The organism is Pseudarthrobacter sulfonivorans (genome assembly GCF_031454915.1).
Taxonomy (GTDB): Bacteria; Actinomycetota; Actinomycetes; order Actinomycetales; family Micrococcaceae; genus Arthrobacter; species Arthrobacter sulfonivorans_C.
Map to the genome: position 1 here is coordinate 179502 of NZ_JAVDRS010000004.1, position 14569 is coordinate 194070.

Below are 14569 nucleotides of genomic sequence, written 5' to 3' on the forward strand. Positions count from 1 at the left end.
ACAACCGGCGGTCACCCACTCAATCACCACATGGGGTGATGGCTGGTCATCCTGCCCCGCCGTAGCTTCGAACTGTCCCCGGCACCTTTCCTGGGTCGCGACGACTAGCTATAGGCGGCCGTCGCTTCATGCATCACCTAGAGTCAAGAGCCTCTGATGTCCTCAACTATTCAGGTTTACCTGCCAGCCGCACTTATCAGGATTTCCGCATTAGCCGGATTTCTCTCAGCAGGCATCCTGCTGGTGAACGCGGCCAAGCGGGCAGGAATCATCCCCACGTCACCTTTCACCCAGCTGGCTGCACCGATTGCTCAACTCGCCGCCATCGGTCTGGTGATCGGGATCTATGTGCTGGTTTCGCGCCGGGCTGGGGCGCTGGGAGCCGCAGGCGCCGCGATCTCCGTGGTGGCACTTGCCGGCCTCGTAGGGGTTGAGTTTGTCCTCAACCTTGTCTTTCCCTACGTTGATCCCAGTGTTATCGCTGCCCTACGTGCTGGCCCGCTGGGTATCGCCCTGGCCGGGGTCTCGGTGCTGTTCCTCCTCGGTACGGTGGTCTTTATGCTGGCGCTCTGGCGCAGCTCAAGCTTGCCGAAGGCGGTGGTGGTCCTCTACACCGCGAGTGTCATCCCGATAGCCTTCCGTACCGTCTTTCCGGAAACGGTGCTGCAGCTGGGCCTGGTCGGACTGGCCCTGGCTATCGTTTGCCTCGCCATCTGGGCGCTGAGGAACGTCCCCGAAATCGCCGGCGGGACCGCGGGCCGGGAACTGGCAGAAAAGGTGACCCACTAGTCAGCATCGGGAACCCGGACCTCCACAACCATGAGCTTCGGGTGGCTGAGGCAGCGACCTACCGGACGTCGTCGTTCGCGTTCACACGGCCGTACACCCAGTAGGTGCCGTTTGCCGCCGATTTTGTAAGGCTGAGCCGGTGCCGCAACCGCTCGTTTAGTGAGGGCGGACTTGGAGTCTTGTGTGGCTGCCCATCGAGGAAACAGCAGCGGCGACGGCGGCGGCCAGGGCTGGGAGGTAGAACCAGCCGATGCTTGCGGACGCGATGACGACGAAGACAACAAGAGTGACAGTAGTCGCGACCGACACTGGAATCAGTGCACGCCCTCGTATCAGGAGCGGCAGCGCGGTCAGGGCCACGGGGATGAGCAACGGCACGAAGATAGACGGCCCTGCTGTCTCAAGCAGGGCCGGATGGCTGACCTGCTCTGGCCCTGCTTGAGACAGCAAGAACCTGGCGAACGTTTCTGGAATCCTGATGGCGTTTCATATGACTCTCCGGTTGAAGCTGTATAGGTCAACGAAAGCATGGCTAGGGCGATTCCACGAGAGGACAGCTGGGCTCGAACAAACCCGTGAGCGTTGCCGATATGCCCCTCCCCTGGGACGAATTGCGGTGCAAAGGAATTACTTCGCTAAATCATGGAACCGGCGGTAGTGACCGGACACTATGAGGTATGGGCGAGGAAATGGGTGTCTCGGATGAAGTGTTGTGGCATCGGGTTGTCAACGGAGATGGTGACGCCTTCGGGGTCCTTTTCGACCGCCATCACAACCGGGTATGGCGGCACGCTGTAAAAGTCCTGAGGCTCCCTCACGTGGCTGAGGACGTGGCGGCTGTGGTCTTCTATGAGGCTTGGCGCCGGCGGGCCGATGTCCGAATGGTCAATGGCTCCTTATTGCCCTGGTTGTTAATCACGACCAACAACACGCTGCGTAACCACGTCCGTCAGCAGCGCCGCTATCGACATTTCCTCAACCAGCTCCCACCGCCGGAAGATGCAGCCGACATTGCCGACAGCATTGCTGACACTGACGAATCCCAGCTCAAAGCCTCTGCCCTCCGGGAAGCTTTCGCCCAGCTGCGGCCGCCGGAACGCGATGTTCTCACCCTGTGTGTTGTCGAAGGCATGGGCGCCAGAGAGGCCGGCGCTGCCCTTGGCATCGCGGACGGGACGGTGAAGTCCCGTCTTCACCGCGCCAAATCAAGACTCGGGGCCTTGTACAGCCAGGTCATGCATGAAGAAGAAGTTGACGCCCAGACGACTCTCGGACGGAGAACATCATGAGCACACCCCAGTTCCAAGCCGACCGGCGGGAGGCTTTGCGTCAGCAGCTCGTCGATATGCCCACGCTGGCCGGCGCGGAGGACCCCCTCCGTTACAGACCCGGCACGGAGACTCCCCGCCGTCGGCTCCGCCGTTCAGGGAATCAGGATTCCCGTTTGCGGGTCAAGGACGGCGCAGCGCCCCGTCCCCGGCTCGCCAGGCGTGTCCTGCTGACCGCCGCCACGGCTGCTGTCGGGGCCCTTGTCGTCGGGCAGATCAGTGTCACTGCCCAGAGCGCCCACGCGGCCGGGGTCCTGCGCGCCGCGGCAGAGCAGACAATGACGTTTGTGGATCCGGTAGCCAAGCCGGGCGAATACTTGCTTGTCCACACGCACGCCAATTGGAGTGTCTCCAGTGTGGACACATCCGGGAACATGAGCACCAGGATGAATGCACAAACGATTGACGTCTACGTTCCCGGGAACCGAGACGAGGAATGGGTGCTCGATCGGGACTGGGGAGACGTGGGCCCTGCGCCCATGGATGACGGTGTGATCCGGGCCAAGGACGGACGCTTTTATGGAGGTCCCTGGACACCGCTAAGTGACGAAGAGCTGGATGCCCTGCCGCGGGACGGGCGGGCTTTGTACGACCACTTCAACGCCCAGTATCAGGGCGGTTCCGCCTCCCGGGACGAGGACAATTTTGTCCGGATCACCGACCTTTTGAGGTTGGGACTTGTCCCGGCTGACCTCCGTGCGGGTCTCTACGAGGCGTTGGCCCTGATTCCCGGGGTGACTGCCAGCGACCAAGCGAACTTCGACGGCAAGGCTGGCATCGCCATCGGCCGCACAGAGCCTCTTCGTGCAGGACAAAGGGCTGAAATGATCATTGACCCTGGCACCGGCTTGGTCATCGGCGAACGAAGCATCATGACTTACGCAGCCTTCGGCTTCGGCTCCAACGAAGTCGTTGGCCACACAGCCATCGACTACCGAATCGTGAATGAAGCCCCTCAATAGACCGGGCAAGCAGAAACCTCTGCGTCTCGAAATCGCCGTCAAGTGCCCTGAGGAACCTACTCCAATTGCGGGTCAGGACGATAAAATAGACCATGTTGGTCTTCATCGCCGTAGCCATCGGACTCCTGCTTTGGATTGCTTTCCTTCTGGCCGTTATGGTCCTGTCCGGCGCTGCCTGGACCCTGTCTAGGCTAGGGCTCTGGATGGTGGAACTCTTGGCCGGGCCTGATCAGCAGAAAGTTGCCAGCGTCAGGGGGACCCCGCCCCAGGTCCAACGCCGCGTCGCCCACCCGACCCCGCCCCGGTCTGCACCGCCGGTCCGAGACCGGGAACCGCACCCGGCACAGGCCCCGGCCTCGTCCGAGATCTGGCCCAAATGGACTCCTGCCCACCGGCGCTATGTCGATGAGGAGCTGACCCTCTGGCAGGAGCAGTTCGACGCGCTGATCTCCCACAGGTAGGCGCTGCCCCAAATCGACACAGTTTGTCACGCAGTTAACCGGGCATTCACACGCGACTCACAATCTGTCCAACCGGCCTGCCTACGGTCGAACCATGGACAACATTTCACGCAGATCCCTCCTTTCCGCCGGCCTCGGGGCCGGGCTCGTCGCCGCCTGGCCGGGTGCCGCCGTCGCCGTTTCAACCGCGGACGACGCCGGTCTCCGCACCGATCCGTTCCTGCTGGGCATCGCCTCCGGCGAGCCGTGGCCGGACGGCTTCGTGATCTGGACCCGGCTGGCGCTGGACCCCATCGCCGAGGATGGCCTTGGCGGCATGCCCTCCCGCAACGTCGCGGTCGCATGGGAGGTCGCTGAGGACGCAAACATGCGCAAGGTAGTAGCCCGCGGCGTCGAGCCTGCCCGGATCGAAACCGCGCACTCGGTGCATGTGGAGCTCAGGGGCCTCCGCCCGGGGCGCGAATACTTCTACCGGTTCCGCACCGGCAAGCACGTCAGCGTGGTGGGCCGCACCCTCACCAGCCCTGCGCCGCACGAGACGCCGGCGGCGCTGGCCATGGCGTTCGCCAGCTGCTCGCAGTACGAGCACGGCTACTTCACCGCCTATTCGCGGCTGGCCCAGGACCACCCGGACCTGGTGCTGCACCTGGGCGACTACCTCTACGAGTACAAGAAGGAAAGCTACGTGATCGGCGGCGGCAACCCGCGCGACCACCAGGGCCCCGAGACCACCACCCTGCAGGGCTACCGGCAGCGCCACGCTCAGTACAAGTCCGACGCCGACCTGCAGGCCGCGCACGCCATCGCGCCGTGGCTGGTGGTGTGGGATGACCACGAGGTGGACAACAACTGGGCGGACGAGGTCCCCGAAAACAAGGACGCCAACCAGCTCAACGACACTACCGAGCGTTTCCGGCAGCGCCGGTCCGCCGCGTTCCAGGCGTACTACGAGAACATGCCGCTGCGGGCCTCGTCCGTGCCGGCCGGTTTCGACATGAAGATCTACCGCACCATCCAGTGGGGCCAGCTGGCCAACTTCCACATGATGGACACCCGGCAGTACCGCGACGACCAGCTCGCCGGCGACGGCTGGAAGAAGAACGTCACCGAGCGCCTGGCCGAGGACCGCACCATCACCGGCGCCGAGCAGGAGAAATGGCTGCTGGACGGCTTCAGGAACTCCACGCAGCGCTGGGACATCCTGGGCCAGCAGGTCTTCTTCGCGGAGAAGGACCGCGCGCAGGCGCCGGAGATCGACGACGTCTCCATGGACGGCTGGGACGGCTACGCCGCCTCGCGCCGCCGCATCACCCAGGGCTGGGTGGACGCGAACGTCCGCAACGCCCTGGTCCTCACCGGCGACGTGCACCGCAACTGGGCCAACGACGTCAGAGTGGACTACAAGGACCCTACCTCCCCCGTGGTCGGCTCCGAACTGGTCTGCACCTCCATCACTTCCACCGGCAACGGCACCGGCTCCACGGTGGATCCGGTGATGGCCTGGAACCCGCACCTGAAGTTCTACAACGACAACCGCGGCTACGTGAACACCCGCATCACCAAGGATGCGCTCACGGCCGACTTCCGCGTCCTGGACTATGTCACGACGCCGGGCTCCCCCGTCAGCACGCTGGCCTCCTTCGCGATCCAGGACAGCGTGCCGGGCCTTATCGGTGGTTGAGCCTGTCCCCCGGTGGTTGAGCCTGTCGAAACCGACACCCCCGGTGGTTGAGCCTGTCGAAACCCACCGGGGGTTGAGCCTGTCGAAACCCACCGGGGGTTGAGCCTGTCGAAACCCACGGGGGGTTGTTCCCCCTACCCGGCGGCTAAAGCGTCGAGAAGTAACCCGAGTACAGTCTCCTCATGCACTGCACGGCCACGGCTGCGCATTGCTGCCCCAAGCTCGGGGTCCCACACGGGCGCGATGTGGTTGCCGACTAGCTCCGGCCCGTCGAGTCGTACAGCCTGAAGGTAGTTGTCAGACGTCATCTGCCACGGTCGGGCCCTGCATCTCGCGATCACACGGTTGGCGATGGCGATACCCGGCCAATCGAAGTCACCGTGGTAGTGCAGGGCTGCGCCAGCTCGCGCGAGCTTGTCGAGCAACTTATCTACTACCAGGTTGGGTTCACCGGCAGTGCAGACGGCCGCCCAGCCGTCCGCACCGCGCTCGGCGAGTCCCTCGATCACTCGTGGATTCTCGCAGATGAGGACCCGCATTCCAGCAGCGGGAGCAAACGAACCCATCCTCCGGAGGTCCCATTCCGTCACGTGCACGGGATCGCCTGCGTCAGCCGCGTCATTTAGCCGTCGACCGGACGGTTCCTCAGAACTCACGCGAATCCGCCAGACGAGACAGGTTCGCGAGAGTAGGTCCGGTTCGACGCCATGGGACGCCCAGAGCTGTTCTCGTTCGCGGGTACCATCTGGCTGAGGCATCCCCGCGGCTGCCGCAAGTCCGCGCAGGACGACTTGGTGGAGAAGTCGGTCGCGGTCGAGCGCATGGGCATCGCCAACGAGCCTCGCGCCTAGCTCCACCCGTGACTGCGCCTGCGGGTCTCGTTCGTTGTCGGTCAGTTCGCGTAGCACCTTCGCCGCTTCTCGAATTGTTCGCTCGGAGTCCTTCCGATTTGTCAGCAGCCCTGTACTCCTGAGGCCAGCAATCCACTCAGATGCCCACGGTGCGGTTACCAGCTCGGCAGCAAGATTAAGAGGTCGCTCACGTCGTTCGTGTCGTGCAGCGCGCGCAGCAGGCCGGTTCTCCAAGGGAGTCACATATAGCGCCGCGAGCACGGCTTCCAGCCCACCCACGCCTGACCGCTCCCGGAGGCGCGCGTCGAGTGTCAGAAGGTCAACCCAAACAGAGTCCCTCATGATTGTTCGACCCAGTACCGCTCCGATCGCATGACGCTCCTCGCGGGCCGAGGCTGTGACTAGAACCCGTCCCCGGGCGTCGAGACCGGCCTTCTCGAAACGCGAACGGACACGGTCCCACATGGGGCTTAGCACGGGATCGGCGATCCACTCTGGCAGCACATTCATCCGAGCGCGTGGAGGGTTTGCCCGTCCCACCGGTGTTTGTAGTGTGCAATCCCCCGCTGACTCGGGTCGCGAAGGGCCTCGTAAATCGCTAGAGAGGGCACAGTGTCGTGGTCGCCCCACAATCGCTCACTGGTAATCACGAAGTCAAGGTCAAGTTGGACCAGTAGTCCGAACAGCAGTGGGTGGGTACGCGCGTCAATCTTAGGGAAGGCGTCGTCGAGCAGCACCAGGCGGGGAGCATATGGTGCTGCACCAGCGAGTGAAGTGAAATGAGCAGCCGCTGCGGCGAACAGCGGCAGATAGCAGAGCACTTTCTGCTCACCCTGGGACAGTGGGGAGCGCCGATGGAGCCGCTCCCACTTGCCAAGCCCTTCAGGACGTGAATATCGAATAGTGAACTCCGACCAGGTCCGGTAATCCAGGGAGGCGGCCAAGTGCTCGCCGTACGATAGCTCTGGCCGCTGTCCTCGGGATGCCTCGATGAGGCGGTGAAGCGCATCGCGGAGAGTCGCCCGCTCCTCGGGGATCAGCGCCCCCACGGGCTGGGCCAGCAGCTCGACTGCGGCATGGGCCTCCCGGGGCACGTCGTCGCGGAGTTTCCAATCCAGCTTCACTCGAATCCCCTGTGACGTGGTCACTTGAGCGAGTTGTTCGTTCATGGCGGTGACGAGTTCCTCTCCATCGCGACGGCATTTCCGGATTGCATCGCCCAGCTCGCCCAGTATGTGCTGTTCGAACTGCTGCTTCTCCCGCTCTGTGAGCAGACCGCGGTCACGCTCGACCGATGCCTTCACTCGTTGTGCCAGAACCACGACCGCCGCCTCACCCCCGTCGTCTCGGCCGGTGACGGCGAGCAAGCCGCCGAAGTCGGAGACTGTCGGCTGATGGTCCGCCGCCGGCCCGCTGGCGGCGTCAGCGTGGGCGCGCCACAAACGTGTAGCCGCCGCACTGGCTTCCTCCCGGCTCAACCCCGACAGCGCTTCGGCGGCGATCGTGACTTGCCGTGCCACAGGTGCACTCGCCGGGTGACCTTTGAGCCCAAGCACCACAGCCGCGTCTTCCTGGCCGGCTCCGGCGGCCTCGAGCATTCCGGGGACTGAGCCAACGACAACCAGGTGCTCGAAGACGGTAGTTCGCATGTCGAGGTGCTCGGTCAGCCGCTTCTCCGCATTGCGTACCTCGGCCTGGGCCTCGCCGAAGGCCGCGATCAATGACTCGAGCTGCTTCGCAGCCTTCTCCGCGGCCGCCTCTTGGGTCTGCCGTGACTGTCGCACTGCGCTGATCTTGTCCGCCACCTGCTGGACTGAGTCGCCGACGGCGCTGCGAAGCGCGTCATGTGCCGCCCTCGACGCGCTGGCACGCCGAGTGGCCTCGGTTGCTGCGTCTTGATCCTCCCCCAGGGCGGCCGTCGCGATGTCCACCTCGCCGACGGACTCCGTCCACAAGGTGAGGCTATTACGGATCAATGGTTCCTGGCGGACCGCCTCACGAAGCTCGTCGCCAATACCCCGCAGCTTCTCTTCGACGGCGTGGAGGCCGTCTAGGTCCGCAGGCAGTTCCTGCTCAGCTGCTAGTCGTTCCGCCGTCGTGCGGGCGTCGGCGGCGGCCGTTCGTGCAGCGTGGGCGATACCCTGGGCCACGCGGTTCTCACGCTCCTCGCGCGCCTCGGCCTCGCGGCGCTCCTCCAGACGGGTCCACGCCGTCAGTAACGCTTGCCCGGGCGGGACAGCCCCGACCCAGAGCTCCAGCTCAGCGATGGCGGCCGACAAACTATCGTGTTCCTTCCCTGCCGCATCTCGCGCTGCCCGCTGCTCGGCGAGCGCCTCGTCCAGGATGTCGAGGCGCCGTGCCCGCTCATGAGCCCGCGCTGTGGCGCCAATGAATTGAGCCTGCTCTTTTGTAGCGCGGCCGTGGGTCGGGCCCAACCGCCAGGTGCCATCGGGTCTGATCCAGACGGAGGCGTCAGGGTCACTTCCGTTGCCGATACCAGCCAGCACTCGCCGTACGTCGTCCGGCACCAGGTCGCCAGCGGATGTAAGGTCGGGGACCAAAACTCCGGCGAGTGTGTCACCAGTGGGACCAGGTGTTGTTGTGGAGATAACCACGTCTAGGTGGTCCGGATCGAGCAATAGTCCTCCGGGACGCACCCAGGCGTCGAGCAATCCGGCTCCCTGGAGAGCGGCTTCCAGCCCGGCCCTGGCCTCAGGGTCGAGCCCCAGTTCGAAGTCAATGACCTGCCACAGAGCGCAACCATCGCTGCGCTTTGTGCGAGCCAGCGAGGGCAGGGGCGGCGCCGGGTCGCGTTCAGCGCTGACCTTGGCCCGTTCCTCCGTCAGCCGCTTGATCTCGGTCTCGGCGGTGTCCCGAAGGGCAGCCGCCCTTGCCTGATCCTCGTGCAACGCCGTCAGTCGCGGAGCCGCGCTTGCCCTTGCGAGCTTGGCAAGGCCGAGCACCGACTCCTCTGTGAGTTCGTCCGGCTGTGCCAGCTCGGGAGCGGTCGGCTTCGCGATCCAAGCGGCCAGCGCGGTGGTCAAGGCTTCACCTTCCGCCTTCGCAGCGAGCTCAGCAGCTACCCGAGACTTGCGTGCGCCTTCCCAGCGGATTTCGGCCCGCTCTGCCCCGTTCTCGGCCTCGCTCTGAGCGGTCAACGCGATGTCGGCATCGGCGAGGGCAGCCCTGACCACTCTGACACCAGCCGTTCTTTGGTTGGCGGCAGAACGGGCGAGTTCCATGGCCGCAAGACTCTGGTCTAGAGCATCGTTGAGCTCATCGAACTGCTCGACTCGGCTGAGAACGACCGCGGAGAGTATCGCAGGCACAGGAACCTTGAATCCGGGCACCGCCTCGCGCTGGCGCAGACCCAGGCCACGCAGCCGCGCTTCGTGGTCCCGCAGCGCCGCTTCGGCACCTCGGGCGCGGAGCCCCTGGGTGGCGGAGCGGCGTTTGACTTCGTCAGACTGGCGTATTCGGCGCTGCTCGGCCTGCTTGGCGAGCTCTGCGTCCCGCGTGGACTGCTCCGCAAGCTCGCCCAACCGGACCTGGTTGCGGAACTCGGGGCTGGCTTCCAGAGTTCGGAGCCGCGCGTCGTCGTCCTGGATCTTGCCGTGAGCCGCGACCCGCTCGCCCTCAGCAGCAGACCGCTCCGCGCTAACCCTCCCCAACTCCTCCTGGGTACGCTTGGCCCCCGCCCGCAGTCGTCGCTCGATCTGCAATGCCTCGCCGACTGCGCGGGCCCGCGCAGCCACTACAGCACGTGCATAGCTCCCGTAGGCCCCGGCCAGGAAGGTGAGCGACTCTGCTGCGGCCGCCCTTCGCTCGATTTGCTCACCAAAGGCAGCTAGCTCGTCAAAGGTTTCTCCCGCCGAGCGGACTGCCTGTTCATTAAGCTGCGGCAAAGCTTGGGATAGCTGCTGGGCAAGTTTCGCCGGCTCTATATCCTCACCGACCTGCGGCTGCCGCAGCCAGTACAGCAACCGCAGCACCTCGTCGAACTGCGCGGCGTCGAGACCAAAAAGTGTGCGCCCGACATGTTCCTTGTAGGCCCCCGCCTTCTCGAAGACCTGGCCATCGGAGCCGAGAGCTTCTTCCAACTTCGGGCGGGACAATGGGCCACCCTCGTCCTCGAGAGAAAAGTCCGCGCCGACCCGGCGGGTGGTGGCGAAGTGCCATGACGTGGCAGCGCGTGCCGTTGCAGACGCACGAATGCCGACGCCACAAGTAAACGCTTCCGGGATACCGTCGGAACGAGTTCTTAGAAACTCCACCCAGACGTAGCCCACTCGAGCCTGGCCCTCATAGCCATCCGTCATCAACCACAGCAGGCTCGTATGGTGCTTAGCCGAGGCGGTGATCCTCGACTTGTCACCGTCGAGTGCGAACGGCAGCAGCATCTCCAGAGTCTTGGACTTTCCCGCGCCGTTAGCACCTCGCAGCAAGAGTCGGCCGTCGGCAAGGACGAACTCCTGTTCGTCATACTGCCAAACGTTGAGGATCCCAGCCCGACTCAGATGGAATCGTTCGGAGCCACTACGCGGTGCTGTCTCGAAAGGCCTGGTAGATGTGATGGTCATGAGTCGTCCTCCTCAAAAATGGAACGTTCGCCGGTTGGTCCGGCCGCCCTGAGCAATTCCGGTCGTGGCGCGTAGCGAGCTGCGGCAGCATGCACGAGCAGACCGCCTTCGTAAGGGCGGACGAGACCAGCTGCTATGAGCACGGCGAGTGCTTCCTCGTGGACCGATTCCGGGTTGTCGCGATGTGCTTTGCGCAAGCCCTGCTGCCAGGCGTTGTAAACCCGATCGCTGGCTTGCCTGACGGTCGAGGCGGCAAGCGGCGCCCATGTGACGCCGTTCAGGTCGAAAAGGTCGTCCGACCGCAGCTCATCGACAAGCTCCCCGAGCATCAACAACGCAAACTGCTTGGCCGAGCCGGAACCTGGGAAGGTCAAATCGGTGAGCTCACCCCCGGGGTCGACGGCGATTGCGCCCTCGGCCCGCAACTCCAGATCGAGACCCAAGTACCTGCGGAACCATTCCCGCTCGCGCTCGCGGTTGCGAGACCACCAACCGCGTTGCTCCTCGGTCAGGTCCTCCGTAGCGAGAACCGGCTGTTCAGTCAGACGGCGACGGACCGCGACCCGTGCACCCCCGGCCGCGGAGGGCATCACTGCTACGGCGAGCAGATCCTCGGGGTGCTCGCATCCGCTAAGGGGTGTCGCAACCAGTACGGCGAGTCGGTCACGGTGCACGTCAAGCAAAGATTCTGTGCGTCGCTCGGCCCAGTGCTCCAAGTCCCCGTCCCGCTCGCTCAGGATGCCGAGGTCGATGAGTGCGACTAGCGCTGAGTGGAGCGCGCGCCGTTGGTGAATGCTATCGAGGTCTAAATCCATCTCGGCCTCCACGGCCGCCGAACGCACCGCAGCGACCAACTCGTCGACCATCACCTGAGGTCGCGACTGGGTGAGCGCGGCAAGAGTGAGCGCGAGCAATGCGTATCGGCGGGGCGTGAATAGGGCATCGTTCCGGCGCCGCAAGCCTCGACTCACGTCGCGGCCCAGCCCGACCTTGTACAGCCGAGCCAGCCCTGGCTCGATCACTAGGCGGTAGCCCAGTCCATCGGCGAATAGACGAATGAGTTCGTTCTGATGACGACGGACTAGGGCTAGCTCCTCCGGATGAGAGTCCGTATGGAGCAAGGGCGTGCTCAGCAGCGACCGCGCGGCGCTGCGCACATCCGCTTCGGCGAGCAGGTCAGGAGCGGCCGCTGGACGTTCGGGAACCGGGGTCATGCCTCTGCCCGCCACTCAGGCCGGCCTGTAGCTTGCTCAGAGTCAGCCATTCTGAGCTCGACAGCAAGGTCGTGCAGAGTTATCGTTCCCGAGGGACTCTTGATGCTGACCAAATCACCCGGAGCACCTCTGAGCTCTAAACGCAGCACCATGCCCTCGAGGCGGACCTCACCCCAAGTGACGGCCTCCGGCGTTAGCAGGCGGCTGTGGCGCGTCAGCGCTTGAGCGTGCAAGTCAAGGAAGGCGGAGCGGGCATCGTCACTGAGGCGAGCCTCTCGGACCTGTCCGATATGGGACGCCAGCTCGCGAAAGGCCTCGGAACCGCGATGCTGCTGCTGCTCACGCTCTCGGAGTCGAGCCCACTTAGCTGCCGAATAGTCAACGCGGCTACCCGCACGGCCTCCTGCTTTACGTTCACCGTGGATACGAAGCCCAACCGGTACCTCGGCAACCGGCGCCACCCACCAGCTTTGCGTCGCCGCAACGGGGTCGCCGTCGGGATCAGCGGGGAATGCGAGGTGGCGGGCCGAGTAGAGCCCAAACGTTGCTGCCCACAGTTCGTGCGCAAGGTCGTCGTCGGCCGAGTCAAACCAACGAGCTAAGCGGGTCAGGTCGCCATACCGGCTTTGCTGGCGATCGGCCCCTGCCGCGATACGACGCAGGTTGGTCAGCAAAGAGCGCATCGCGTCTGTGGCCAATCGTCGGACATTTTCAGCGTCAGAACGTCGGCCATGGGAGCCAACGAACCAGGTGTGCACGCTCTCCCAGTCGCCTGGCTCCAGACCGTTGGCCCTTCGAGCTTGCGCACCATCAAGTCCTACCAGCCGCTCCCCCGCATTGGCTCGCGCACATAATTCTGGAACCCGCGGCTCGAGGTCGTGTAGCCGCTCTGCGACCTGAGGCATGTGGCGGGAGATCTCGTCGACGAAGCGCTGGAGATAATCGATCAGTGCACCCTTGAACATCACGAATTCGTCGCGTCCAAGATCGAACCGAGTAAGCACCTGCGTCAGATAGGAATAAAACTGGCGGGTTGAGGAGACGAGCACCTCGAACTGGGCGAATAGGGTGGTAATACGCGCTGCCAGGGCGCGAGGATCGGAATCCTCCAGCCGGTCAGTCGCGAGCCGAGAGAGATCCTCGATCCCCGCAAGTATGCTGGACAGCATCTCACTGGATACCTCACGCGCTCCATCCGAATGCGCAAGGAGTTCGTCCACTTGTCGATGAACCATCTCGCCACGGGAAGTGAGCTGATAGCGGGCGCGGTTGGAGAGATACTCCCTGACGCTGCGTGCCTCGGTCTCGCGCGGACTCCGCGCCAAGTTACCGTGTTCCACCAAGTAGGACAGGCGTTGGTCAACTGTGTCACGATCTAGGTTCAATCCCAGCTCAACTAGCCGCTCCGTTACCTCGTCCGCAGACTGGTCCGACAAGAAGCCACTCATGCCATTTGTGAATAGTCCCATGATGGCCAAGTAACTCGCGGACTCATCGTTGACCGCATAACGCAGCGCGCCGAGCGTCTGGCGCTGCAACGGACTTAATGAACCATCGGTCATGCGAGAACCATAACAACGGGCACTGACAATGATTGTGGATGTTTCTTGCGCTGGGGTTGGGCAACCCGCGCGACCATCAGGGCCCCGAGCCCACCACGCTGCAGGGTTACCGGCAGCACCACGCGTACTACAAGTCATCAGGGTGGACTACTAGGACCTCGCCTCCTTCGTGGTGCGCTCGGAACTGATGTGCACGTCCATCACTTCCACGGGCAACGGCACCGGCTCCACCACGGAAGCGATGACCGCCGACTTCCGTGTCCTGGACTACGTCACGACTCCGGGCTCCCCCGTCAGCACGCTGGCCTCCTTCGCGATCCAGGACAGCGTGCCGGGGCTGCAGGCACGGTAGCCGAAGAACCCCTGCACCAAGGAGGCGGACGACGGCGGGCGCGAACCCGCCGTCGTCCGCCCGCCTTCCCGACGGGTTGTTGTCCCCATGGCCGGACGCGGCGCAGGTGTGACAGCATTCCTTGTGGGCCGGTCACCGAGGCCCGTCATGAGAACCGGGGGAAAAATGAACGGCCGAATGAAACCGCACGTGGCGCCCCGCGCCGTGGCAGCCCTCATGATCCTCGGGACAACCCTCCTGGCTGGCTGCACGGCACCGGAGAAGCCCAAAGCGGTGACAAGCAGCGCCCCGCCGGTCACCGAGGCCCCCGCGCCAGTGGCCAAAAGCTTCCCCAAATACGAGGCCCTGCGTGCAGAGCTTATTGCGGCGCTGGAAGCGGAGATGCCGGACATCAGCTGGTCCGTGGACAAGCCGGCCACGCTTGCCAAGCTCAAGGACGGCCGTTGCATGCTCTACCCGCAGACCATGAAGAGCAGCGCCGACGTGGTGGAGCCATCCAACCGGTTCGCTCACATTTTCGCCGCTGGTGATCCCGTTCTGACGAGGCACGGATTCCCTGCCTTCGATGGAACGGACGCAGTTCCCGGGGGCTGGGTGGTTGCCCGCAGCACGGACGCCGCCGGTGCCACGCTGACCATCGAATCAAAGAGCCCGGCCTACCTGCGCATCAGCGTCCCGGTGGACTCCCCCACGTGCATTGCGGACGAGATCCCACCAGGCTGACGGCGGCATGTCTCCCACAGCGCGGGAATGGCAGCAGGCAAACAACCAGTGTGGCTTGAACATTAT

The 14569-nt window shown here is 64.3% G+C and carries 11 protein-coding genes and 1 pseudogene; 7 read left to right on the forward strand and 5 right to left on the reverse strand.

Annotation, left to right across the window (positions count from 1 at the left end):
- Positions 1-156 precede the first annotated feature (156 nt).
- On the forward strand, positions 157-789 hold the full coding sequence (locus J2808_RS11180; RefSeq protein ID WP_309816064.1) for a hypothetical protein: 633 nt from the start codon (positions 157-159) through the stop codon (positions 787-789).
- 156 nt (positions 790-945) lie between these two features.
- Here the strand turns inward: J2808_RS11180 and J2808_RS11185 are convergent, their stop codons facing one another.
- On the reverse strand, positions 946-1167 hold the full coding sequence (locus tag J2808_RS11185) for a hypothetical protein (protein ID WP_309816066.1): 222 nt from the start codon (positions 1165-1167) through the stop codon (positions 946-948).
- A gap of 299 nt (positions 1168-1466) precedes the next feature.
- Here J2808_RS11185 and J2808_RS11190 point away from each other — a divergent pair, with 299 nt between their 5' ends.
- The 4 genes from J2808_RS11190 to J2808_RS11205 all read left to right on the forward strand — a co-directional run bounded on the left by J2808_RS11190 (position 1467) and on the right by J2808_RS11205 (position 5221).
- The gene (locus J2808_RS11190; RefSeq protein ID WP_309816069.1) at positions 1467-2078 is read left to right on the forward strand and encodes an RNA polymerase sigma factor; all 612 of its coding nucleotides are present in this window, start codon (positions 1467-1469) and stop codon (positions 2076-2078) included.
- Entirely contained in the window at positions 2075-3079 is a 1005-nt protein-coding gene (locus tag J2808_RS11195; RefSeq protein ID WP_309816072.1) for a hypothetical protein, read from the forward strand. The genes J2808_RS11190 and J2808_RS11195 overlap by 4 nt, the downstream gene beginning before the upstream one ends.
- A 92-nt stretch (positions 3080-3171) precedes the next feature.
- Positions 3172-3540 (forward strand): hypothetical protein, encoded by a 369-nt coding sequence (locus tag J2808_RS11200; RefSeq protein WP_309816075.1) that lies wholly within the window; start codon positions 3172-3174, stop codon positions 3538-3540.
- Between the two features lie 94 nt (positions 3541-3634).
- Positions 3635-5221, forward strand: a complete 1587-nt coding sequence (locus J2808_RS11205) for an alkaline phosphatase D family protein (protein WP_309816079.1) — start codon at positions 3635-3637, stop codon at positions 5219-5221.
- Positions 5222-5355: 134 nt separating this feature from the next.
- Here the strand turns inward: J2808_RS11205 and J2808_RS11210 are convergent, their stop codons facing one another.
- The 4 genes from J2808_RS11210 to J2808_RS11225 are packed head-to-tail and all read right to left on the reverse strand — an operon-like array spanning position 5356 to position 13428.
- The gene (locus J2808_RS11210; RefSeq protein ID WP_309816082.1) at positions 5356-6582 is read right to left on the reverse strand and encodes a TIGR02679 family protein; all 1227 of its coding nucleotides are present in this window, start codon (positions 6580-6582) and stop codon (positions 5356-5358) included.
- A complete protein-coding gene (locus J2808_RS11215) occupies positions 6579-10652 on the reverse strand; it encodes a TIGR02680 family protein (protein WP_309816084.1) in 4074 nt (1357 codons plus the stop codon). The genes J2808_RS11210 and J2808_RS11215 overlap by 4 nt, the downstream gene beginning before the upstream one ends.
- A complete protein-coding gene (locus J2808_RS11220) occupies positions 10649-11866 on the reverse strand; it encodes a TIGR02678 family protein (RefSeq protein ID WP_309816087.1) in 1218 nt (405 codons plus the stop codon). The genes J2808_RS11215 and J2808_RS11220 overlap by 4 nt, the downstream gene beginning before the upstream one ends.
- Positions 11863-13428, reverse strand: a complete 1566-nt coding sequence (locus J2808_RS11225) for a TIGR02677 family protein (protein WP_309816089.1) — start codon at positions 13426-13428, stop codon at positions 11863-11865. Before J2808_RS11225 ends, J2808_RS11220 begins: the two co-directional genes overlap by 4 nt.
- A 154-nt stretch (positions 13429-13582) precedes the next feature.
- Here J2808_RS11225 and J2808_RS11230 point away from each other — a divergent pair.
- Together J2808_RS11230 and J2808_RS11235 are read left to right on the forward strand one after the other, a co-directional pair.
- Positions 13583-13780: pseudogene (locus tag J2808_RS11230) on the forward strand (alkaline phosphatase D family protein); the annotation flags it as partial.
- Positions 13781-13957: 177 nt separating this feature from the next.
- A complete protein-coding gene (locus tag J2808_RS11235) occupies positions 13958-14503 on the forward strand; it encodes a hypothetical protein (protein ID WP_309816091.1) in 546 nt (181 codons plus the stop codon).
- Positions 14504-14569 lie beyond the last annotated feature (66 nt).